General features: G+C 71.8%; 19 protein-coding genes and 1 pseudogene. 12 read left to right on the plus strand and 8 right to left on the minus strand.

The features are described from left to right. Window positions 1-123: 123 nt before the first annotated feature. From L6E12_RS23735 to L6E12_RS23755, 5 genes are all read left to right on the plus strand, one after another. Window positions 124-1,347 (plus strand): branched-chain amino acid ABC transporter substrate-binding protein, encoded by a 1,224-nt coding sequence (locus L6E12_RS23735; RefSeq protein ID WP_236230138.1) that lies wholly within the window; start codon window positions 124-126, stop codon window positions 1,345-1,347. Window positions 1,348-1,422: 75 nt separating this feature from the next. Then, window positions 1,423-2,379: a branched-chain amino acid ABC transporter permease gene (locus tag L6E12_RS23740; protein ID WP_255683404.1), complete on the plus strand. Its 957-nt coding sequence runs from the start codon at window positions 1,423-1,425 to the stop codon at window positions 2,377-2,379. After that, complete coding sequence (locus tag L6E12_RS23745; RefSeq protein WP_236230140.1) at window positions 2,376-4,151, plus strand: branched-chain amino acid ABC transporter permease; 1,776 nt, start codon at window positions 2,376-2,378, stop codon at window positions 4,149-4,151. Before L6E12_RS23740 ends, L6E12_RS23745 begins: the two co-directional genes overlap by 4 nt. After that, entirely contained in the window at window positions 4,148-5,002 is an 855-nt protein-coding gene (locus L6E12_RS23750) for an ABC transporter ATP-binding protein (protein WP_236230141.1), read from the plus strand. The genes L6E12_RS23745 and L6E12_RS23750 overlap by 4 nt, the downstream gene beginning before the upstream one ends. Then, window positions 4,999-5,715 (plus strand): ABC transporter ATP-binding protein, encoded by a 717-nt coding sequence (locus L6E12_RS23755; RefSeq protein ID WP_236230142.1) that lies wholly within the window; start codon window positions 4,999-5,001, stop codon window positions 5,713-5,715. Before L6E12_RS23750 ends, L6E12_RS23755 begins: the two co-directional genes overlap by 4 nt. A gap of 71 nt (window positions 5,716-5,786) precedes the next feature. On the opposite strand, the gene L6E12_RS23760 is transcribed toward L6E12_RS23755, so the two are convergent. Further along, the gene (locus L6E12_RS23760; RefSeq protein WP_236230143.1) at window positions 5,787-6,221 is read right to left on the minus strand and encodes a hotdog fold thioesterase; all 435 of its coding nucleotides are present in this window, start codon (window positions 6,219-6,221) and stop codon (window positions 5,787-5,789) included. A 152-nt stretch (window positions 6,222-6,373) separates the two neighbouring features. On the opposite strand from L6E12_RS23760, the gene polA reads away from it, so the two are divergent. The 4 genes and pseudogenes from polA (at window position 6,374) to L6E12_RS23780 (ending at window position 11,010) form a co-directional block, all read left to right on the plus strand. After that, window positions 6,374-9,028, plus strand: coding sequence for a DNA polymerase I (gene polA / locus L6E12_RS23765; RefSeq protein WP_236230178.1), 2,655 nt, complete (start codon window positions 6,374-6,376; stop codon window positions 9,026-9,028). A gap of 111 nt (window positions 9,029-9,139) precedes the next feature. Then, window positions 9,140-9,355: pseudogene (locus tag L6E12_RS23770) on the plus strand (helix-turn-helix domain-containing protein); the annotation flags it as partial. A 464-nt stretch (window positions 9,356-9,819) separates the two neighbouring features. After that, a complete protein-coding gene (gene bluB / locus L6E12_RS23775; protein WP_236230144.1) occupies window positions 9,820-10,446 on the plus strand; it encodes a 5,6-dimethylbenzimidazole synthase in 627 nt (208 codons plus the stop codon). 51 nt (window positions 10,447-10,497) lie between these two features. Next, window positions 10,498-11,010: a hypothetical protein gene (locus L6E12_RS23780; protein ID WP_236230145.1), complete on the plus strand. Its 513-nt coding sequence runs from the start codon at window positions 10,498-10,500 to the stop codon at window positions 11,008-11,010. Window positions 11,011-11,529: 519 nt separating this feature from the next. Here L6E12_RS23780 and L6E12_RS23785 read toward each other — a convergent pair. Continuing rightward, window positions 11,530-12,123 (minus strand): TetR/AcrR family transcriptional regulator, encoded by a 594-nt coding sequence (locus L6E12_RS23785; RefSeq protein WP_236230146.1) that lies wholly within the window; start codon window positions 12,121-12,123, stop codon window positions 11,530-11,532. Between the two features lie 101 nt (window positions 12,124-12,224). Between L6E12_RS23785 and L6E12_RS23790 the strand changes: the two genes are divergently transcribed. Further along, the gene (locus L6E12_RS23790; RefSeq protein ID WP_236230147.1) at window positions 12,225-12,974 is read left to right on the plus strand and encodes an SDR family NAD(P)-dependent oxidoreductase; all 750 of its coding nucleotides are present in this window, start codon (window positions 12,225-12,227) and stop codon (window positions 12,972-12,974) included. A gap of 12 nt (window positions 12,975-12,986) precedes the next feature. On the opposite strand, the gene L6E12_RS23795 is transcribed toward L6E12_RS23790, so the two are convergent. The 5 genes from L6E12_RS23795 to L6E12_RS23815 all read right to left on the minus strand — a co-directional run bounded on the left by L6E12_RS23795 (window position 12,987) and on the right by L6E12_RS23815 (window position 18,534). Next, on the minus strand, window positions 12,987-13,580 hold the full coding sequence (locus L6E12_RS23795; protein WP_236230148.1) for a TetR/AcrR family transcriptional regulator: 594 nt from the start codon (window positions 13,578-13,580) through the stop codon (window positions 12,987-12,989). Then, window positions 13,577-15,556, minus strand: coding sequence for a YhgE/Pip domain-containing protein (locus L6E12_RS23800; protein WP_236230149.1), 1,980 nt, complete (start codon window positions 15,554-15,556; stop codon window positions 13,577-13,579). Before L6E12_RS23800 ends, L6E12_RS23795 begins: the two co-directional genes overlap by 4 nt. Continuing rightward, complete coding sequence (locus L6E12_RS23805) at window positions 15,553-16,197, minus strand: hypothetical protein (RefSeq protein ID WP_236230150.1); 645 nt, start codon at window positions 16,195-16,197, stop codon at window positions 15,553-15,555. The genes L6E12_RS23800 and L6E12_RS23805 overlap by 4 nt, the downstream gene beginning before the upstream one ends. A 598-nt stretch (window positions 16,198-16,795) precedes the next feature. Beyond that, a complete protein-coding gene (locus tag L6E12_RS23810) occupies window positions 16,796-17,713 on the minus strand; it encodes a GNAT family N-acetyltransferase (RefSeq protein ID WP_236230151.1) in 918 nt (305 codons plus the stop codon). Next, window positions 17,710-18,534 carry a class I SAM-dependent methyltransferase gene (locus tag L6E12_RS23815; RefSeq protein ID WP_236230152.1) on the minus strand — a complete coding sequence of 275 codons (825 nt, stop codon included), beginning with the start codon at window positions 18,532-18,534 and terminating at the stop codon, window positions 17,710-17,712. Before L6E12_RS23815 ends, L6E12_RS23810 begins: the two co-directional genes overlap by 4 nt. Before the next feature lie 289 nt (window positions 18,535-18,823). Between L6E12_RS23815 and rpsA the strand changes: the two genes are divergently transcribed. Together rpsA and coaE are read left to right on the plus strand one after the other, a co-directional pair. Next, entirely contained in the window at window positions 18,824-20,332 is a 1,509-nt protein-coding gene (gene rpsA / locus L6E12_RS23820; protein WP_236230153.1) for a 30S ribosomal protein S1, read from the plus strand. 124 nt (window positions 20,333-20,456) lie between these two features. After that, entirely contained in the window at window positions 20,457-21,641 is a 1,185-nt protein-coding gene (gene coaE / locus L6E12_RS23825) for a dephospho-CoA kinase (protein WP_236230154.1), read from the plus strand. Here coaE and L6E12_RS23830 read toward each other — a convergent pair whose 3' ends face one another. Further along, the gene (locus L6E12_RS23830; RefSeq protein WP_236230155.1) at window positions 21,642-22,331 is read right to left on the minus strand and encodes a TetR/AcrR family transcriptional regulator C-terminal domain-containing protein; all 690 of its coding nucleotides are present in this window, start codon (window positions 22,329-22,331) and stop codon (window positions 21,642-21,644) included. Between the last annotated feature and the right edge of the window lie 40 nt (window positions 22,332-22,371).

Raw genomic sequence — 22,371 nt, forward strand, 5'->3', positions numbered from 1 at the left:
TGGGGTGCGTGACTACCCCCGCCCGGGGTCATTACCTTCCGGCGCAGCCCTCCAACAGGTATGGGCCGCGCCCGGCAGCGGTTCACGTGTACTCGCCGGGCGATTTTGGAGAAGGGACGTCACGTGCGTAACCAGACGGTGAAGGCCACGGTGCTGGTCGCGGGCGCGCTGCTGCTCGCGGCCTGTGGCACGAACAAGACCGAGTCCGGTGGTGGCACCTCGGGTGCGGGCTGCGACACGAGCAAGGGCACGCTGGTCGTCGGCGTCATCGCACCGCTGAGCGGTGAGCTCTCCGCACTGGGCCTCGGCATCCAGAACTCCGCCGACCTCGCGGTCAAGGAGGCGAACGAGAAGTGCACCGTCAAGGGCTACAAGCTCGCCCTCGACCCGCAGGACGACCAGAAGAGCCCGCAGCAGGGCGCGCAGGCGGCCACCAAGCTGTCGCAGGACCCCAACCTCGTCGGCGTCGTCGGCACCCTGAACTCGTCGGTGGCCCAGTCGGTGCAGCCGATCCTGGCGCAGAAGAACATCGTGCAGGTCTCGCCCGCGAACACCAGCGACGCGCTGTCCAAGGGTGAGAACGCGGCCGCTCCCACGCGCCAGTTCAAGACCTACTTCCGCACCTGCACCGTCGACTCGCTGCAGGGCCCGTTCGCGGCCAAGTTCCTGGTCGAGAAGCAGGGCAAGAAGAAGATCGCCATCGTCACCGACGGCCTGACCTACGGCGAGGGCCTCGCGGCCGCGTTCGCCACCAAGGCCGAGTCCCTCGGCGCGCAGATCGTGACCCGGCAGAAGATCGGCGAGAAGGACACCGACTTCTCCGGCGTCATCGCCGCGATCAAGCCCTCCGCCCCGGACGCGCTGTACTTCGGCGGCCAGTACCCGCAGGCCGGTCCGCTGTCCAAGCAGCTCAAGGACGCCGGGCTCAACATCCCGGTCATGGGCGGCGACGGCATCTACGACGACAAGTTCATCAGCCTCGGCGGCAAGGACGGCGACTACGCCACCTCCGTCGGCGCACCGACCGAGTCGCTCGACAGCGCCAAGGCGTTCGTCGACGCCTACAACAAGGCCGGCTACCAGGACAAGTTCGCCGCCTACGGCGCGTTCTCCTACGACGCGGCCAACGCCATCATCAACTCGCTGGCCACCACGCTCAACGGTGGCGACTGGTCCGAGTCCAAGCGCGCCGACCTGCTCGCCTCGGTGGGCAAGTACAACGGCCAGGGCGCGACCGGCACCATCTCGTTCGACGAGTTCGGTGACAGCAACAACAAGGTCCTGACCGTCTACAGCGTCACCGGTGGCAAGTGGTCTCCCGCGGAGACCGGCACCTACAGCGGCTGACCTGACAGCACAGCCGGTTCCCCGGGACCGGACGAAACACGGTGGGGGTGGGCGCGCAGCCCACCCCCACCGCGTATGGAGGTAGATGTGACGACGCTGTTGCAACAAATCGCAAACGGCATCGCTTTGGGAGCCACGATCGGGCTGATCGCCCTGGGCTACACGATGGTGTACGGCATCATCCAACTCATCAACTTCGCCCACGGCGAGGTCTTCATGGTCGGCGCCTTCGGCGGTCTGGCCGTCCACCGCTGGATCCTCCCCGAGGGCTTCCGCGAGAACTGGTACGTGTCCCTGCCGCTCATGCTGCTCGGCGGCATGGCGGTGGCGGTGGCGATCGCGCTCGTCATGGAGCGCTTCGCCTACCGCCCGCTGCGCAACGCGCCCCGGCTGGCCCCGCTGATCACGGCGCTGGGCGTGTCCATCGTGCTCCAGGAGGCCATCCGGATCTGGTTCCCCAACGCCGACTCGGCCCAGCCGTTCCCGAAGGCGTTCCTGGAGAGCCGGATCACGATCGTGGGCCTCGGCGCCGACGGGCCCGACGGCGACGTGAGCATCCGCGCTTCGCAGCTACTGCTCGTCGTCGTCTCGATCATCCTGTCCGTGCTGCTGCAGACCTACATCAACCGGTCCAAGATGGGCCGGGCGATGCGGGCGACCGCGCAGGACCCGGACACCGCCCGGCTGATGGGCGTCAACCCCGACCGGGTGATCGTCTTGACGTTCGTCCTCGGTGCCGCGCTCGCGGGTGTGGCGGGCGTGCTCTACGGCGTCGACATCACCAGCGTCGACAACGCGATCGGCTTCCAGAACGGCATCTTCGCGTTCACCGCGGCCGTCCTCGGCGGCATCGGCAGCCTGCGCGGTGCGGTCATCGGCGCGTTTGTCATCGGCTTGATCAAGACGCTGGGCGGCCAGTACATGCCCGGCGGCACCGACTACGACTACGTGTGGATCTTCGTCGTGCTGATCCTGGTCCTGGTGTTCCGACCGCAGGGCCTGTTCGGCGAGGCCGAAAGGGTGCGAGCATGACGATCCTCAACCGACTCCCCGGATCGGGCGCGTTGGGCAGGCACCTCAAGCCCGCCCACGCCAAGCCGCTGACCGCGGCGGGCGGTGTGCTGGCCGTCGTCGCGGCGCTGCTGCCCTGGGTGACGTTCGTCCTCGGTGACGGCGCCTACCCCGCCAAGGCCACGCTCCAGTTCTTCGACGCGCCGTTCGCCGTCGAGGGCTACCGGCTGCACGTGCTGCTGCTGGGCCTGGTCGCCCTGGTCGTCACCTTCGTGACCAGGACCCCCGGCCGCGGCCGGGTGCTGCGCGCCCTGGGCTGGGGCGTCTTCGCCATCTCGCTGATCAGCGCCGTGTTCATCACCGGCCGCGGCGGTGGCCTCGGGGCCATCACCGCCGCCGACGGCGTCACCGCGTTCGGCTCGGTCGTCGGCGTCGTCGCCGGGCTGCTGGTCGTGCTCGGCGCCAAGGCGGGCCACCTCGACGACATCCCCGAGTGGTCGACCGACCTGCCCAGGTGGGCGGCGTACCTGGCGCTGGTCGTCGGGTTCGTCGGCGTGCTGTACCTGGTGGCCTCGTTGCTCACCGCGGGCGGCACCGGTGGCGCGTCCAACCCGTACGCCGGTCCGATCTTCCTGGCCTTCCTCGGCATGGCCGGTGGCGTGCTCGGTGCGCTCAACGGCCTGGGCGTGGTCCGCTGGATCTCGGTGCTGTCGGAGAAGCACCGCGCGTTCTCCATCGCCGTCCTGCTGGTCTGCGCGCTGGCACTGCCGCTGACCAGCGCGGGCAACGAGTACTGGATGACGGTGGCGACCATCATCGGCGTCTACGCGGCCACCGCGATCGGCCTCAACATCGTCGTCGGCCTGGCCGGGCTGCTCGACCTGGGCTACGTGGCGTTCATGGGCATCGGCGCGTTCGTCGCGGCGAACCTGTCCGGCGCCGCCGCGGCCAAGGTGGGCATCCACCTGCCGTTCCCGGTGGCGGCGCTGCTCGCGGCGGTCATCGCAGGCGTCATCGGCGCCATCGTCGGCTCGCCGACGCTGCGGGTGCGCGGCGACTACCTGGCGATCGTGACGTTGGCCTTCGGCGAGATCTTCTCCAAGTCCTCGCAGAACAACATCGGCGGGCTGACCGGCGGCGCGAACGCCATCCCGGGCATCCCGGACGTCGAGGTCGCGGGCACCGCGTTCAACGAGCCGATCAGCGTGCTCGGCGCCGACCTGCCCGGCGGCGTGCTGTACTACTTCATGATCGTGCTGATCGTCGGCGCCGTCATGGCCGTGTTCGCCAACCTGAAGAACAGCCGCATCGGCCGGGCCTGGATCGCCATCCGCGAGGACGAGGACGCCGCGCGGGCCATGGGCATCAAGACCGGCAAGGCCAAGATCCTCGCCTTCCTCGCCGGTGCCACCCTGGCCGGTCTGGCGGGGGCGGTCCTGGCGCACAAGCTGACCACCACCTCCTACGAGAGCTTCCGGTTCCTGGAGTCGGTCACCCTGCTCGCGGCGGTCATCCTCGGCGGCATGGGCACGATCCCCGGCGCGGTCCTCGGCGCCTCGCTGCTGTTCGTGCTGCCGGAGAAGCTGCGCGAGTTCAACGACTATCGGCTGCTGTTCTTCGGCCTCGCGCTCATCCTGATCATGCGGTTCCGGCCCCAGGGGTTGGTGCCCGACCGGGTGCGCAGAGCCGAGCTCGCGGGCGAGACGGCGGGCGGCAAGTCGATCGAGGAAGAGGAAGAACTCGTGGTCGAGCACGAACACGGGACCCCGGGGCCGAAGGGGGACCGGGCGTGAGCACCACCGACAGCCTCCCGGGCGCCCCGGCGGTGCCGGTCCTGCAGGCGCAGGGCGTCACCATGATCTTCGGTGGCCTGACCGCGCTGAACAACGTCTCGCTGTCGCTGGACAGGGGCGAGATCGTCGGCCTGATCGGGCCCAACGGCGCGGGCAAGACGACCTTCTTCAACTGCCTCACCGGGCTCTACCTGCCCAGCCGGGGCCGGGTGCTGCTCGACGGCAGCCAGCTCGCGGCCGACCCGTCGGAGGTGACGATCGCCGGGGTGGCCCGCACGTTCCAGAACATCCGCCTGTTCCCGAACATGACGGTGCTGGAGAACGTCATGGTCGGGCGGCACAGCCGGATGCGGCAGGACCCGATCTCCACCCTGCTGCGGCTCCCCGCGTTCCACCGCGGCGAGCGGGCGGCGCGGGAGCGCTCGCGCGAACTGCTGGAGTTCGTCGGGCTCACCCGCGCGGAGCACGAGGTCGCCCGCAACCTGCCCTACGGCGACCAGCGCAGGCTCGAGATCGCCCGCGCGCTGGCCACCGACCCCAAGGTGCTGCTGCTCGACGAGCCGACCGCGGGCATGAACCCGCAGGAGACCGAGGCCACCCGGCAGTTGATCTTCGCCATCCGGGACACCGGCGTCTCGGTGGTGGTGATCGAGCACGACATCAAGTTCATCTTCGGCCTGTGCGACAAGGTGTCGGTGCTGGTCCAGGGCGAACTGCTGGTCGAGGGCACGCCGGAGGTCGTCCGCGCCGACCCGAGGGTGGTGGAGGCATACCTGGGCAAGCCGCCGGAGGAGGTCGAGGCCGACGTCCGCGCCGCCTCGACCGAGCAGGACACGAGGGGTGAGGCATGAGTCCGCTGTTGGAGGTCACCGACCTCAGCGTCGCCTACGGCGCCATCGAGGCCGTCCGGAACGTGTCGTTCGTCGTCGAGGCGGGCCAGATCGTCAGCCTCATCGGCGCGAACGGGGCGGGCAAGACCACGACGCTGCGCACCATCTCGGGGCTGTTGCGCCCGCGGGTGGGGTCCATCCGGTTCGACGGCGCCGAGATCGGCGCGCTGGCCGCCCACAACATCCTCAACCTGGGCATCGCGCACTCCCCGGAGGGTCGGCGCACGTTCGGCCGCATGACGGTCGAGGAGAACCTGCTCCTCGGCGCGTACACGCGCGACGACAAGGCCGCGGTCGACAAGGACATGCGCAACGTCTACGAGCTGTTCCCGGTGCTCGGGGAGCGGCGCGACCAGAAGGCCGGGCTGTTCTCCGGCGGTGAGCAGCAGATGCTCGCCATCGGCCGGGCGATGATGTCGCGACCGCGGCTGCTCATGCTCGACGAGCCCTCCATGGGCCTGTCGCCGATCATGACCCAGCGCATCTTCGACACCATCAAGGAACTGCAGTCGCAGGGCACCACGATCCTGCTGGTGGAGCAGAACGCGCTGGCCGCGCTGGCGCTGTCGGACCGGGGGTACGTGATCGACCTCGGGACGACGACGCTGGAGGGGCCGGGCAAGGCGCTGCTGTCGGACCCGCAGGTCCGGGCGGCTTACCTGGGCGAGGACTGACCACCCCGCTGTGACACGACGAGGGGGCCGCGCTTTCGGGCGCGGCCCCCTCGTCGTGCTCGGGGGAGCGGTTACTTCGAGCCGGGGGTGCGGTCGACGGCCACGCAGGTGAGGCGGGCGGTGCAGGTGCGCTTCCCGGACTCCTCGGTGATGACGATCTCGAACGTCGAGGTGCTGCGGCCCAGGTGCAGCGGGGTGCACACCGCCGTCACCACGCCCTCGCGGGCCGCGCGGTGGTGGGTGCAGGACAGCTCAAGGCCGACCACCACCTTGCCCTCGGGGGCGTTGAGGGCCGCGGCGATGGAGCCCGCCGTCTCGGCCAGCACCGCGTTCGCGCCGCCGTGCAGCAGGCCGTAGGGCTGCAGGTTGCCCTTGACCGGCATGGTCGCGACCAGGCGGTCGGGGGTCCAGTCGGTGATGTCGATGCCGAGCTTGTCGGCGAGGAGCTGGTCGGCGACCTCGGGGAGGACGCCGGGGAGCTTCGTGGGGTCGGCGCTGCCGCTCACGGTGCCCTCCTGTCGGGTGACGCGAGCCCGGCACTCGCCGGGCTGTCGGTGCTCCACCCTAGACTCGCCGCGTGCCCGCCAAGACTCAGACCCGCGCTCCCGCCACCGCCTCGACCGCCACCCGGCGCCTGCTGCTCATCGATGGGCACTCGATGGCCTACCGGGCCTTCTTCGCCCTGCCCAAGGAGAACTTCCAGACCGGCACCGGGCAGCACACGAACGCCGTCTACGGCTTCACCTCGATGCTGATCAACCTGCTGCGCGACGAGGCGCCCACCCACCTCGCGGTGTGCTTCGACGTCTCGCGCAAGACCTTCCGGACCGAGCAGTTCGCCGAGTACAAGGCCAACCGGTCCGCCAGCCCGGACGAGTTCAAGGGCCAGGTCAGCCTGATCGAGGAGGTCCTCGCCGCGCTGAACATCCCCACCCTGGCCAAGGAGAACTTCGAGGCCGACGACCTGATCGCCACGCTGACCACCTCGGCCACCGCCGAGGGCATGGACGTGGCCATCTGCACCGGCGACCGCGACGCCCTGCAACTGGTCAACGACCACGTGACCGTGCTGTACCCGGTCAAGGGCGTCTCCGAGCTGGCCCGCTACACCCCGGCCGCGGTGCTGGAGAAGTACGGCGTCAGCGCCGCGCAGTACCCCGACTTCGCCGCCCTGCGCGGCGACCCCAGCGACAACCTGCCCAAGATCCCCGGGGTCGGCGAGAAGACGATCACCAAGTGGATGCAGCAGTTCGGCTCCCTCGGCGAGCTGATCGACCGGGTGGACGAGGTCAAGGGCAAGGTCGGCGACGCGCTGCGGGCCAACCTGGCCAACGTGCAGCTCAACCGGCAGCTCACCGAGCTGGTCCGCGACGTCCCGCTGGAACTGGGACCGGACGACCTGGCGGTGCGCGACTGGGACCGCGACGCGGTGCACCGGCTGTTCGACGAGCTGGAGTTCCGCGTCCTGCGCGACCGGCTGTTCGCCACCCTGTCCACCGCCGCGCCGGAGGCCGAGGAGGGCTTCGAGGTCACCGGCGGGGCGCTGGAACCCGGCGCGCTGCCCGACTGGCTGGCCGAGCACGCCCCGGCGGGCACCCGGATCGGCCTGGCGTTCCGCGAGACCCCCACCGGCCCGTCCGGGCAGGCCGTCGAGCTGCGCTCGGTGGCGCTGGCCACCGCGGCCGGGCAGGGCGTGTACGTCGACGTCAGCGCGCTCACCGAGGAGGACGAGACCGCGTTCCGCGCCTGGCTCGCCGACCCGGAGGCGGTCAAGCTCGGCCACGACGTCAAGCGCTCGCTGCACGCGGTGCGCCACCGCGGCTGGGAGCTGCACGGCCTGGCCACCGACACCGCCCTGGCCGCCTACCTGGCCCGCCCCGGCCAGCGCACCTTCACCCTCGACGACCTGGTGCTGCGCTACCTGCAGCGCGAGCTGCGGGTCGAGGACACCGGCGGCGAGCAGCAGCTTTCCCTGCTCGACGAGGAGGGCGACGACGAGCGCAAGCTGGCCGCGGGGGAGATCCTGCGCGCCCGCGCCATCGCCGAACTCGCCGACGCCCTCGACGTGGCGCTGCGCGACACCGGCCAGGAGGCGCTGCTCACCGACATGGAGCTGCCGCTGCTGCGGGTGCTCGCCGAGCTGGAGGAGGTCGGCATCGCCGTCGACGCCGAGCGGCTCTCGGAACTGGAGTCGGAGTTCGCCGCGCGCGTCCGCGACGCCGAGCGCGCCGCGTTCGACGTGATCGGCAAGGAGATCAACCTCGGCTCGCCGAAGCAGTTGCAGGTCGTGCTGTTCGACGAGCTGCAGATGCCCAAGACCAAGCGCACCAAGACCGGCTACACCACCGACGCCGAGGCGCTGACAACGCTCTACGAGCAGACCCAGCACCCGTTCCTGCAGCACATGCTCGAACACCGCGACGCCACCCGGCTGCGCGTCACGGTGGAGGGCCTGATCAAGTCCATCTCGGACGACGGCCGCATCCACACCACGTTCAACCAGACCATCGCCGCCACCGGTCGCCTGTCCTCGACCGAGCCGAACCTGCAGAACATCCCCATCCGCACCGAGGCGGGCCGCACCATCCGCGACGCGTTTGTCGTCGGGGCAGGCTTCGACACGCTGCTCACGGCCGACTACAGCCAGATCGAGATGCGGATCATGGCGCACCTGTCGGAGGACGCGGCCCTGATCGAGGCGTTCAACTCCGGTTTCGACTTCCACGCCGCCACCGCCGCCCGCGTGTTCCGGGTGGACCCGAAGGCGGTGACCGGCGAGCAGCGGGCGAAGATCAAGGCGATGAACTACGGCCTGGCCTACGGCCTGTCCGCCTACGGCCTGTCCCAGCAACTGCGCATCTCCACCGAGGAGGCGCGCGGCCTGATGGAGGACTACTTCCAGGGCTTCGGCGGCGTCCGCGACTACCTGCACCAGGTCGTCGAGCGCGCCCGCAAGGAGGGCTACACCGCCACCCTGTTCGGCCGCCGCCGCCTGCTGCCCGACCTCACCAGCGACAACCGCCAGCGCCGCGAGATGGCCGAGCGGATGGCCCTCAACGCCCCCATCCAGGGCAGCGCGGCCGACATCATCAAGGTCGCCATGCTCAACGTGCAGCGCCAGTTGAAGGAGGACGGGCTGACGAGCAGGGTCCTGCTCCAGGTCCACGACGAACTGGTCCTCGACGTCGCCGGGGGCGAGCGGGACGCGGTGGAGGCCCTGGTGCGCGAGCAGATGGCGGGCGCCTTCGCCCTGCGCGTGCCGCTGGACGTGTCGGTGGGCTTCGGCCGCACCTGGAACCAGGCGGCCCACTAGGACGGAACCGGGGAGGGCGACGGCCTCGCCCTCCCCGGTCACCCACTAGCTGGGAGACCCCCCACGCCCGCCACTGCGGTCCTGGTCCACCTGCGACGGGCCAGGGACCTCATGGACTCCCGCTACGCCGAGCCGCTGGACCTCACCGCCCTGGCGGCGGAAGCGGGTTTCTCCCGGTACCACTTCGCCCGCGAGTTCAAGGCCGCCTACGGCGAACCGCCGGGCACCTACCTCTCCCGCCGCCGGGTCGAGCGGGCGAAGGACCTGCTGGGCGCGGCGAACCTCACCGCCACCGAGATCTGCACCCTCGTCGGGTTCTCCAGCCTCGGCTCGTTCTCCGCCCGATTCGTTGGACTGGCAGGCTGCTCGCCCACCGAGTACCGCGGGCGGGTCGAGGCGGGGGACGGCCCACCCATGGCCTGGCTGCGTCGTGATGGCCTGGTCGCGTCCAGCGATCCGGGAGAAGCCGAACCCGCCCCGCGCGCCATGGCGTTCTCCTCGAACGCGATCCGCACCGTCGGCCCGGTCGGGTGGAGCCGGACGCGGAGCCGATCCCGGTCCGCACAGGTATGGGCCACGACCCGGAGACCGCCGAGCAGGTTCGGGCGCTGGTCGCCAGGGGCGCGCCGGGCCGGGTGCCATGTGGACCAGCGACTGCCACAGGACCCACCGGGAGTGGTCCGAGCGCCCCCACGGCATCGAGGCCCCGTTCCGCGACGACTCGGGCAACTGGTTCAGCCTCACCCAGCGCACCCGGTAGGTCCACCGACAGGTGAAATAAGCTCACCCTTGTGGACGTATACGAGGTCATCAGCAGGCGCCGCGACGTGCGCGCGGAGTTCACCGGCGCACCGCTGGACGAGGGGACCCTGCACCGGGTGCTCTCCGCCGCGCACGCCGCGCCCAGCGTCGGGATGACCCAGCCGTGGGACTTCGTGCTGGTGCGCGACGCGGGCACCAGGGCCGAGTTCCACCGGCACGTGCACACCGAGCGGGCCCGGTTCGCCGCCGGGCTCAGCGGGGAGCGCGCCGCGACCTTCGACCGGATCAAGATCGACGGCATCCTGGAGTCGACGCTGTCGGTGGTGGTGGGCTACGACCCGGAGCGCGGCTCACCGGCCGTGCTGGGCAGGCACGCCATCGCCGACGCCGGGCTGTACTCGGTGTGCCTGGCCATCCAGAACCTGTGGTTGGCCGCGACCGCCGAGGGCCTGGGCGTGGGCTGGGTCAGCTTCTACCGCGAGGACTTCCTGCGCGACCTGCTCGGCATGCCCGCGCACGTGCGCCCGGTGGCCTGGCTGTGCCTCGGCCCGGTCGCGGGCCTGCAGGAGGTGCCCGACCTGGAACGGCACGGCTGGCGCTCACGGATGCCCCTCGCGGAGGTCATCCACGAGGAAAAGTACACCCCCAAGGATTGAGCGCGCGCCACGCTGGGTAACCCACCGGCACTCAACGCGGAGGAGGCGGCCATGCGGGCACTGGTGATCGGCGGAACCGGACTTCTCAGCGGGACCGCCGCGGACCTGGCCGACCACGGCTGGCGGGTGGTCCTCGCCAGCCGCCGCACCGACCCGGTGACCACCCGCACCCGCGCGGCCCGGTGGGTCCCCGCCGACTGGTCCGACCCGGACCCCCACCTCGGCGACCGCCTCACCACGGCCCTCGGCGGCCCGGCCGACCTGCTCGTCGTCTGGGCGCACGGCGGTCTGCACGGGCAGATGGCCGCCACCGTCACCCCGCTGCTGGCCGAGGGTGCCCCGATCGTGGAAATCCACAGCGGCTCCTCCGCGCACACCGAGGACACCCCGGGCCACCCCACCCACCAGGTCCTGCTCGGCGTCGTCGACTACGCGGGCCGCACCCGCTGGCTCACCGCCCCGGAGATCACCGACGCCGTCGTCACCACCGTCGACCGCGCCACCGCGGGCAGGCTCCCCGGCGTCCACCAGGTCGGCCTGCCCCGCCTGCTCGCCGCCTCCTAATCCCGGGAGCGCCGACAGCAGCCGTTGCAGTTCCACCCCCGCTTCGTCGCACCCGGTGTCGGAGATCCGTTGCAGTTCGAGCAGGTCGCCCGCCGCGACCGCGCGCCGGGTGAGCAGGTGCCCGGCGTGCCTGCACCCTCGTCCAGCAGTTCGCTCAGCTCGTTGAGGTCCGCCTGCGGTACGGGGCGGCCCACGCGATCGACCCGATCAAGATCCGCACCCTGGCCGACCCGACCCTGTGCGAGCTGTTCCTCGCCCAGGCCCACGACCTCGCCCCGCACGACCCCCGCATCGACGCCCTCGCCCACCGCATCGCCGCCGCCACCCGCGACCGCTACGGAACCGACCTGCCCGCACCCGACACCGGTTCCGGGATCCCGGCCCTGATCCAGGGAGCCGTCAACGCCTCGTCCCCGGCGTGGCACCGGCTCGACACGCTGATCCGAGCGGAACTGGGCGCCTGACACCCGCTCACCGGCGGTACGCGCCGCGTGCAGGCTGAACGCAGGGCTGCCCGCGCTACCGGGGTGGGCGCGGGAGGTGGGCCAGGGCCGTTTCCGTGATGCTCCGCAGGGTGCTCTCGTCGATCCCGGCCTTGCCGAGGGCTTCGATGCCGCGGTGGACGGTCAGCAGCAGGCCCGCGAGTTGCCGCGCGTCGGCGGCGGGGTCGATGTCGCCGTTGCGCTGGCAGGCTTCGAGGTCGGCGGTGATGGTCCGGTGGAGGCCCTCGAAGGTCTTCCGCGAGCGGGCCGAGACCACCTCGTCGTGCTCGGACAGTTCCGCGGTGCCCTTGGCCAGCAGGCAGCCGCGGTGGCCGGGCTCGGCGCAGGCGGTCGCGTGGTCCAGCAGGTAGGTGGTGAGCCGCGCGAACGCCTGCTCGTCGTCACCGCCCAGTCGGTGGTTCGCCGAGTCGATCGCCGCGGTGCAGTGCTCGTCGAACACCCGGTGGAAGAGTTCGCGCTTGCCGCCGAACGCCCCGTACAGGCTGCCCTTGCCCAGGCCGGTGGCCGCCGCGATCGCGTCCATGCTGGTGCCCGCGAAGCCGGTGGTCCAGAACTGGTCGCGTGCCGCGTTGAGCACGCTCTGCTCGTCGAATTCCCTCGGTCTCGGCACTCCCACAGCCTAGCCGTTCTTGACTGCATCGTCCATAAGTCGCTAGCGTTGTGGACGATTCATTCCAATACGGGGCTTCGACGAGAGCGGGCGATCGGGCGATGAGTGGAATCCTGGACGACAAGGTGGCCGTGGTGACCGGTGGGACGAGCGGGATCGGGCTGGCCATCGCCCGGCGGTTCATCGCCGAGGGTGCGCTGGTCTACATCACCGGCCGCAGGCAGGCCCAGATCGACGCGGCGGCCGCGGAGCTGGGGCCGCGGGCCGTGCCGGTGCGGTGCGACGTGGGGAACCTGGCCGAGCTCGACGCCCTCTACGAGGTCGTCACGCAGCGCTCGGGTCGGATCGACGTCCTGGTGGCCAACGCGGGCGGCGCGGTGCCCGCCGTCCTGGGGGACATCACCGAGGAGCAGTTCGACAGCATGTTTGCCACGAACGTGAAGGGCGCGGTGTTCGGGGTGCAGAAGGCGATGCCCCTGCTGTCGCGGGGGGCCTCGGTGATCCTCATCGGGTCGAGCACGTCCACGCGCCCCGACCGGGGCATGGAGGTCTACGGCGCGACCAAGGCGGCGCTGCGCAACTTCGCCCGAAGCTGGACGCTCAACGCGCGGGAGAACGGTTTCCGGGTCAACGTGCTGAGCCCGGGGCCGATCCGGACCCCCGGTCTGCTCGGCGTCGTCTCCGAGGACCAGCAGGACGACTTCGTCGAGATGTTCGAGACCGTGCTGCCCGCGGGGAGGCTCGGCGACCCCGACGAGGTCGCGTCGGCGGCCCTGCTCCTGGCCTCGGACACCGCCACCTACGTCAACGGTGCCGAGTGGTTCATCGACGGCGGGTACACGAGCATCTGAGGAGCGCGGGCGTCAGACCTTGCCGCGCAGGCCGCGCACCAGCAGCAGGACCGACTCGCGGACCTCGTCGCGGCTCTGCTCGGGTTCGAAGACCTGCCAGTCCAGGGCGACGACCAGGACCGTGCCGAACAGCGACGCCGCCGCCGTGCGGACGCGGACGCCCTCGGGCAGGTCGCCCGCGTCCTCCAGGCGCTGGAGTTGGCCGCGGATGATGCTGGTGACCTCCTCGCGCAGCAGGGCCAGCGTCTGGTGCCACTGCCCGGGGGTGCGCCACAGCTCGCTCACCAGGAGCTGCGCGAACGTCGGGTACTCGGCGAAGAAGGCGAGCATCCCGTCGACGAGGTCGTGGACCGTGTCGAGGGGGCCGACGGCGGTCTCGGCGGCGCGCAGGCGCGCGGCGAGCAGGTCGACGCCGTAGCGGAGCAGGGCGTCGATGAGGCCGTCCTTGCTGCCGAAGTTGTAGTAGACCGTCCCCTTGGCCACGCCGGCTTCGGCCGCGATCTCGTCGACGGTGAGGCCGACCATGCCGCGGCTGCCCGCGAGGTTCAGCGTGGCGTCGAACAGCTTCTGCTTGGTGGCGCCGGTCCGCGCCGGTCTCGGGTTCACAGCACCAACTCCGGTCGCAACCTGCCCGCCGTCCACACCCGCTGCCTGCGCGCCGCCACCGTCGTGATCACCAGCCCTCCGATCAGGTACACCGCGAGGACGCCCACGTCGACGCCGAGCCCGGACAGGGGACCACCGTAGAGCAGATGGCGCAGTCCGTCGACGACGTAACCCATCGGGAGCGCTTTGTGTAGCGGCAGCAACGTTTCCGGCAGCGTCTGCCACGGAAATGTGCCCCCTGCACTGATGAGCTGGAGAATCAAGACCACGAGCGCCACGAACTTCCCGACCGGTCCGAGGAACGCGTTGAGCGCGTGCACCACCGACACGAACGCGAGCGAGGTCAGCACCAGGAATCCCAGTGTGGCCAACGGGTTCGCCGGGTGGATGCCGATGAGCGTGGTGACCACCGCGTACATCACCACGACCTGCGCCACGCCCAGCGCGGCCGGGGTGAGCCAACCGGCCAGGGCGGTGCGCACGGGGGAGTGGCCCGCGGCGAGGGCGCGCGCGGACAGCGGGCGCACCAACAGGAACAGCACGAACGCGCCGATCCACGTTGCCAGGCCGAGGAAGAACGGCGCCAGGCCCGCGCCGTAGCTGCCCGCGCTGTTCTCGCCCACCGTGCGCACGGAGACCGGGTCGCCGATGGTGCGGGCGGTGCTGTCGCGGGTGTTGTCATCCGGGTGCGGGATTTGGTCCAGACCGGCGGTGAGCCCGTCGCGCAACCGCGTCGCGCCGTCGGCGAGGGAGCGCGTGCCCGAGGCCAGTTCCGCGGTGCCGTCGACCGCGGTTTGCTCACCGGAGCGCAGTTTCACCGCACCGTCGTGCAAGGTGGAGGTCCCGGTGGCGAGTTCCCGGCTCCCGCTCGCCGCCTGGGCGATCCCGTCGGTGAGCGCGGGGGTGGCGGCGGCGAGCGTGCCCGCCCCATCGGCGACCTGCTTGGCGCCGTCGGCCAGCGTGCGCAATTCGCCGGTGGCGCTGTGCACCCGACCGTTCGCCTGGTCGATCGGCGTGCGCAGGCCGCGCAGGGTGGTGACGGTCTGCTGCACCTGCTCCTCGGGCAACCCGGCGGCGCGCAGCCGGGCGGCGATGTCCTGCTCCGCGCCGTCGAGCCGGTCCACCAGGCCCTGGGCGAGGGTGGCGACCTCCTCGCCGGTGGCGGCCACCTTCTCGTTGCCCGCGGCCACCTGCCGGGCGCCGTCGGCCAGTTTTGCCGTCTGCGCGGGCAATTCGCCCGTTTTGTCCTTGAGTGTGCCGAGCCCGTCGGCGAGGGTGCGCGCCCCGTCGGCGGCGGTGCCGGAGCCGTCGGCGAGCTGCTGGGCGCCGCTGAGCAGTTGGCGCTGCCCGGAGTCGAGCTTGCTCGCGCCGTCGGCCGCCTTGGTCGCGCCGTCGGTGAGCTGACCCGCGCCGTTGGCGGCTTCCAGGGTGCGCTGGTAGACCGTGCCGAAACCGACCAGGAACTTCTCCGCGGCCTCGGTGCCCACCTCGCTGGCGACCGACTGGCGCACCTCGCTGACCACCTGGTCGGCGATCGTGCCGACCAGGTAGTTGTTGGCGTCGTTGGTGGTCACGGTGATCAACCCCTGCCGCGGGGTCAGCGCGGAGCTGGACGCCAGTGCGGCGGAGAAGTCCGCGGGCAGGGTCATCGAGAACGTGTACCGCCCGTCGCGCACCCCCGCCTCGGCCTCGGCGGCGCCCACCTCGTGCCACTGGAACGCGCCGGAGTCCTTGAGCCTGTCGGCCACCTTGCGGCCCGCGTCGAGCCGGGTGCCGTCGGCCGCGGTGTTGCCGGTGTCGGCGACGACCAGGGCCGCCGGGATGTTGTCCAGCCGGTCGTACGGGTCGGCGTTGGCGTAGAGGTACAGCGAGCCGTAGAGCAGCGGCACGAGCACCAGCGCCAGCACGGCCAGCTTGGGCAGCGTGCCGGAGGTGATGCGGCGCAGCTCGGTGCGGGCGAGGCGGAAGGTGCTCACGGTGTCGTCTCCAGGGGCGGCGCGGTGTCGAGGGGGGCGGGCTGGTCAGAGGAGCCGAGCCGGGCCGAGGGGTGGGGCAGCTCGCGGGCGGTCCCCGCACCGCAGAGCACGACCACGGCGAGCCCGCCCCGCGCCAGGGCCAGCGCGGTCTCCCACCAGGTGTGGTGGTCGCTGCTGTGCCGATCGGGCGTGTCCAGGACCAGCAGTTCGACGCCGGGTCGCTCAGCGGCCAACCCGGCCAGCAGCGCGGTCCGGGCGGCGGGGGCGACGGCCTCGAAGCGGGTGTCGGCCTCCAGCCCGTGCCGGGCCAGCACCCCGGCCACGTCCGCCCGCCGGTCCCGGCGCCCCGCCAACGCCAACTCCTCGGCCACCACGTCGGCGACCCGCAGCGCGGGCTCCGGTTCACTCACCCCGGGCGCGTCGACGAGCACGGAGTGCGCGCGCAGCCAGGACGCGTCAGGCTCGACCGTGCCCGCCGAGGGGACGAGCCTGCCGGTCAGCGCCAACCCGAACGCGGTGTGCCCGTCGTTCGGCTCGCCCGCCACCACCGCCAGCTGCCCCGGCCCGACCTCCAGCGAGGTCGCCACCACCAGCGGCCCGTGCGCCCCGGTCACGGCCACCCGTTCGGCCCGCACCCGCATGTCGCCTCCATGTGAACTGACTGGTCAGTACAAATAGTGCGCCGCGTGGCAGCCGGAGGCAAACCACAATGGGGTGATTCGGGATACGTTCGCCCACCAGCCACCCAGAACAGCACCAGCGCAGCCACCGACCACCCCCGAACCCCACCGAGCGGCCGGCCACCGTGCGCAGCCGCCGACCGCCCACCAACCGCCTGCCTGGCGGCCACCCATGCCGAACCCCACAAGCGCAGCCGCCGACCACCCCACCAACCGCAAACCTGGCGGCCAGCCACCCGCAACCCCACCGCGCGCAGCGAAAACCAGCCACCTCCGCAGCCGCCGGCCCGGCTACGGAAATGCCCGGGTGGGTGGATGTGCTTGGGTGGGGGTGCCGATCATGTGCGAGCCTGCGTGGGCTGTGGGGCATCTCTTCAGCCCCACTCGGTCACACTGGGCGCATGATCGGCGTAGGGGCCCCGCCCAAGCAGATCCACCCACCCGGGCACGCCCCCAAAAATCCCGGGCTTTGAACAAGGACACGGCCGAGCAGAGATCAGCCCGCCCCGGCGCCACCACCAAAATCCCCGGCGCATGAACCCCACGCACCAGGTACGACCTAGCGCAGCGCCGTCGCGGGCCGCAGCTCCCACACCGTCCACAACGGCCGGTACCCCTGCCGCGACCAGAACACCGGCGACAGCGGGTTCGGCGGGTTGTAGTACAGGAACATCCCCACCGCGCCCCCCGACAGCAGGTCCGCGTGCGCCGCGTCCGCCAGCGCGCGCCCGACCCCCGTCCCCCGCGCCGACGGCACCACCGACAGGCAGTTCAGGTACCCCCACCGCCCGTGCCGCACCCGGGTCTCCGCCCAGGACCCGGGAGCGGACACCGTCTGCCAGCCCTCCGCGTGCCCGACCGGCTCACCGCCGCGCTCGGCCAGCCACACCGGGTCCTCCTGCGCCAGGTGCACCCGCAGCGCCGCCCGCTTGACTGCCCGCGCCCGCGGCCGCAGGACCGCCCCGCCGACCCGGGACGAGTACTCGACCTCCGCCACCGCGGAGTCCACCAGGAAGTCCAGGTCCGCCGCGGTCGCCCGGCGCACGGTGACCGCGGACGGCCGGGTTCCCGGTGCCGGGCCCACGCGCACCGCCAGCACCGACAGCGGCACGAAACCGTGTGCCAGCAACGCTTCCGACGCCACCACGTCCCGGCTGGGCCAGGTCACCACGCACGAGGAGTCCGGTCCCGGCGCGGCCCGCGCCAGCACCGCCGCCCAGCGGCGCAGCAGCACGTCCAGGGCCGCCCCGGGTGCCGCGCCCAGCAGCGGGTGCAGTTCCCGCACGTCCAGCGCCGACCACAGCGCCGGTGCCGTGCCCGGCCCGTGCTCGGTCCTGGTCAGCACCGCCGCCACCCGCTCGCCGTCGGGCAGCGCCGCCACCAGCGCCTCGCCGCCCGGCGGTGCCACCGCCGCGGGCAGCAGCGGGTCCAGGCCCGCGAACCGGGTCGACTGGGCGGCCAGCAGCGGACCGGTCACCGGCGGCAGCGGAAGATCGCCGTGCCGGGGAAGCGCTCGCCGCGCAGCGGGCTCCACTGGCCCCACTCCTGGGTGTGCCCCTCCGGCCACTCCGGCTCCACCAGGTCGAACAGGGTGAACCCGGCGGCGGTCAGCGCGCGCACGTAGTCGCCGAGGGTGCGGTGGTGCTCGACGTAGGTGGGGACGCCGTGCTCGTCGACCTCTACATACGGGGTGCGGTCGAAGTAGGAGCCGGTCACGGTGAGCCCGCCGGGGCCCGGGTCGTCCGGGAAGATCCACCGCATCGGGTGGGTGACGGCGAACGTCCACGTCCCGCCCGGCCGCAGCACCCTGGCCACCTCGGCGAACGTGCCCGCCACGTCGGCCACGAACGGCACCGCGCCGAACGCCGAGCAGGCCAGGTCGAACGAGCCGGTCCGGAACGGCAGCCGCTCGGCGTTGCCCCTGATCAGCGGCACGTCGATGCCGGTGGCCTGGTTCGCGGCCCTGCCGTAGCGCAGCATCCCGGCCGACAGGTCGATGCCGACGACCCTGGCGCCGCGCTCGCGCAGCCAGCGCGCGCAGGGCGCTGAGCCGCAGCCGACCTCCAGCACGTCGCGGTCCGCCACGTCGCCGAGCAGGTTCGCGTCCTCCTCGCGCAGCGCCTCCGGGCACCACATGAAGTCGGCCACGCCCAGGAACTCGCCGTGCTCGGCGTGGTAGTCGTCGGCGTCGGCGTCCCACCAGGCGATGTTCGCCGCGACGGAGGCGGCGGAGCCCACCGCCACCCTGGCGACGCCGGTGGTGCCCAGGACCGCCTCGGCGCTGGTCTCACTCGTCACCGGGGCATGGTGGCAGCAGGGCGCTGACCACGGCCGTTCGAGGTACCCGGGTTTGCCCGTGCCCCGCCGGGCCGCGTAGGATACATCCACGCAGTGGTATCGCGCTTCCAACCAGTCTCGACCGGTCTTTCTCCAAGCCCGGAATGCACCGGCGGTGGCGTGTGTTGTCCGGAGTATGTCCTGCTCGTGGGGTGTAAGTCGGCGGCCGTGATCCGCTGCGCCACACGAGCTACACGACGAACAGCACCAAGCCCAGCGACCCCCAATCCGTACCGGAGCCACCTACCCAATGTCCACCGACACCACCATTGTCCCCGCCGCCTCCTCGTCGAGGCCGCAGGTCGCCATCAACGACTTCGCGTCCGAGGAGGAGTTCCTCGCCGCGATCGATGCGACGATCAAGTACTTCAACGACGGCGACATCGTTGAGGGCACGATCGTCAAGGTCGACCGGGACGAGGTCCTGCTCGACATCGGCTACAAGACCGAGGGCGTCATCCCCTCGCGCGAGCTGTCGATCAAGCACGATGTCGATCCCGCCGACGTGGTCAGTGTCGGTGACGAGGTCGAGGCCCTCGTTCTCCAGAAGGAGGACAAGGAGGGCCGTCTGATCCTGTCCAAGAAGCGCGCGCAGTACGAGCGCGCCTGGGGCACGATCGAGGCGCTCAAGGAGTCGGACGAGCCGGTCAAGGGCACGGTCATCGAGGTCGTCAAGGGTGGCCTCATCCTCGACATCGGCCTCCGCGGCTTCCTGCCCGCGTCGCTGGTCGAGATGCGCCGCGTGCGCGACCTGCAGCCCTACGTCGGCCGCGAGCTCGAGGCGAAGATCATCGAGCTGGACAAGAACCGCAACAACGTGGTCCTGTCCCGCCGCGCGTGGCTGGAGCAGACCCAGTCCGAGGTCCGCAGCGAGTTCCTCAACCAGCTGCAGAAGGGCCAGGTCCGCAAGGGCGTCGTGTCCTCGATCGTCAACTTCGGTGCCTTCGTGGACCTCGGTGGCGTCGACGGCCTGGTGCACGTCTCGGAGCTGTCCTGGAAGCACATCGACCACCCCTCCGAGGTCGTCGAGGTCGGCCAGGAGGTCACCGTCGAGGTCCTCGACGTCGACATGGAGCGCGAGCGCGTGTCGCTGTCGCTCAAGGCGACGCAGGAAGACCCGTGGCGCCAGTTCGCCCGCACCCACGCGATCGGTCAGATCGTGCCGGGCAAGGTCACCAAGCTCGTCCCGTTCGGCGCGTTCGTCCGGGTGGACGAGGGCATCGAGGGCCTGGTCCACATCTCCGAGCTGGCCGAGCGCCACGTGGAGATCCCGGAGCAGGTCGTGCAGGTCGGCAACGACGTCATGGTCAAGGTCATCGACATCGACCTCGAGCGCCGTCGCATCTCGCTGTCGCTGAAGCAGGCGAACGAGGGCTTCACCGCCGAGACCGAGTTCGACCCCACCCAGTACGGCATGGCCGCCGAGTACGACGCCGAGGGGAACTACATCTACCCCGAGGGCTTCGACCCGGAGACCCAGGACTGGCAGGAAGGCTTCGACAAGCAGCGCGAGGAGTGGGAGCGCCAGTACGCCGAGGCGCACGCCCGCTACGAGCAGCACATGAAGCAGATCGTCAAGGCCGCGGAGGCGGACGCCGCCGCCGAGGCCGAGGGTGTCATCGCCGCTGCCACCGGCGGCAGCGGTGGCGAGCAGAGCTACTCCTCGGCCGGTGCTGAGAAGCCCGCCCAGTCGGGCGGCACCCTCGCCAGTGACGAGCAGCTCGCGGCCCTCCGCGAGAAGCTGTCGGGCGGCGTGTGAGCTAGCTAGGCACTTCTTCTCTCCCCGGGAGCCCCCGAACCTGTCCAGGTTCGGGGGCTCCCGGCTTTGTTCCCGGGTGACGGCCGCGAGCCCGCGGCGCACCGGGCCCTGACAGAATCGGCCCATGCTGCGCGTAGGCCTCACCGGGGGAATCGGTTCCGGCAAGTCCACCGTCGCCACCAGGCTCGCCGAGCACGGCGCCTTCGTGGTCGACGCCGACCGGATCGCCCGCGAGGTCGTCGAACCCGGCACCGACGGCCTGCGCGACCTCGTCGAGGCCTTCGGCGATGGCATCCTCACCGCCGACGGCGCCCTCGACCGGCCCGCGCTGGCCGCCATCGCCTTCACCGACGACGCCTCCCGGGCGAAGCTCAACGCCATCGTGCACCCGCGCGTCGGCGCCCGGACCGCCGAGCTGGTCGCCGCCGCCCCGGACACCGCCGTGGTCGTGCACGACGTGCCGCTGCTGGTGGAGAACCGGATGGGCGCGCTCTACCACCTGGTCATCGTGGTGGACGCCCCGGTGGAGGAGCGGGTGCACCGACTGGTCCACTCCCGCGGCCTGCCGGAGGCCGACGCCCGCAACCGGATCGCCGCCCAGGCCACCGAGGCCGACCGCCGCGCCGCGGCCGACGTGTGGCTGGACAACTCCGGCCCGCAGGACGTCGTCCTCGCCGCGGTCGACGCGCTGTGGGCCGACCGCCTGGTCCGCTTCGAGAGCAACGTCCGCCTGCGCCGCCACGACAACCGCGGCGCCCCGCGCATCGTCGAGTACGACCCCACCTGGCCCGCGCAGGCCGAGCGGGTGCTGGCCCGGCTGCGGCTGGTCGCGGGGGAGCGGGCGGTGCGGATCGACCACATCGGCTCCACCGCGGTCCCCGGCCTCGCCGCCAAGGACGTCCTCGACTTCCAGGTCACCGTCGCCGACCTCGACGCCGCCGACGGCCTGCCCGAGGCCCTGGCGGACGCGGGCTTCCCCCTCGCGGAGGGGGTCTTGGAGGACAGCCCGTACGGCGACGACGCCGACCCCGCGCACTGGCGCAAGCGCGTCCACGTCGACACCGACCCCGGCCGCTGGGTCAACATCCACGTCCGCGAGGCGGGGCGGCCGAACCAGCGCCACGCCCTGCTGTTCCCGGCCTGGCTGCGCGCCGACGCGGGGGCGCGGGCCGAGTACGAGGCGCTCAAGCGCAGGCTGGCCGACGAGGTCACCGAGATCCCGGCCTACGGGGACGCCAAGGTCCCCTGGTTCACCGCGGCGTACGTGCGCGCGGAGGAGTGGGCCGAGCGGACGGGCTGGACCCCCTGATCACCCGGGCAGCACCTCGTCGAGCGGGCGGCCAGGCGGCAGGGCGGCCACCAGCCCGGCGACCGTCGCGGTCATCAGCAGGTGGAACTGCCGCTCCTCGGACGTGATCGGGATCCGGGCGTGCGCGGCGGCCAGCACGGGCGAGGACGCCACCGCCGCGAGCGCGGCCTCGACCTCCGCCCCGGCCGCGTCCGGGTTCGCCGCCGCAGCCGCCTCCCTGGCCTCCTGCGCGGCGGCGTGGCCGAGCGCGGTGCGGGCGACCGCGCTGCTGAGCACCACCGCGGCCTCGGGCGCGTAGCCGCGGTTGCCCAGGGCCGCCACCTCGGCCTCCAGCAGGCGGACCCCGGACGCGCCGCGCGGGAAGACCCGCTGGAAGTAGGCCGCCGCCCCGGGGTGGGCCAGGGTGAACGCGCGCAGCTCGCCCGCGAAGGACACCAGGTGCTCGGTCGTCGACCGGGTCGGGTCGTCGGTGATCACCAGGTCGGCCAGCACCGCCTCGCCGACCAGTCGCTCCAACGCCTGCCTGCTCGGCACCCGCCGGTAGACGGCCGTGCTGGTGACCCCCAGTTCCGCCGCCACCGCCTGCACGGTGAGCCCGGCCAGTCCGACGCGCACCCCGGCGGCGACGATGCCGCCCGGGGAGACCTGCGCCGTGCGACCGCCGGTCTTGGCGCGTTTCGGCAGTGACACCCGTCTCGTCCCCCTCTAAGTTATGCACCGTACTTTAGAG

The sequence above is a fragment of the Actinokineospora sp. PR83 genome (assembly GCF_021056305.1).
GTDB classification, from domain to species: domain Bacteria; phylum Actinomycetota; class Actinomycetes; order Mycobacteriales; family Pseudonocardiaceae; genus Actinokineospora; species Actinokineospora spheciospongiae.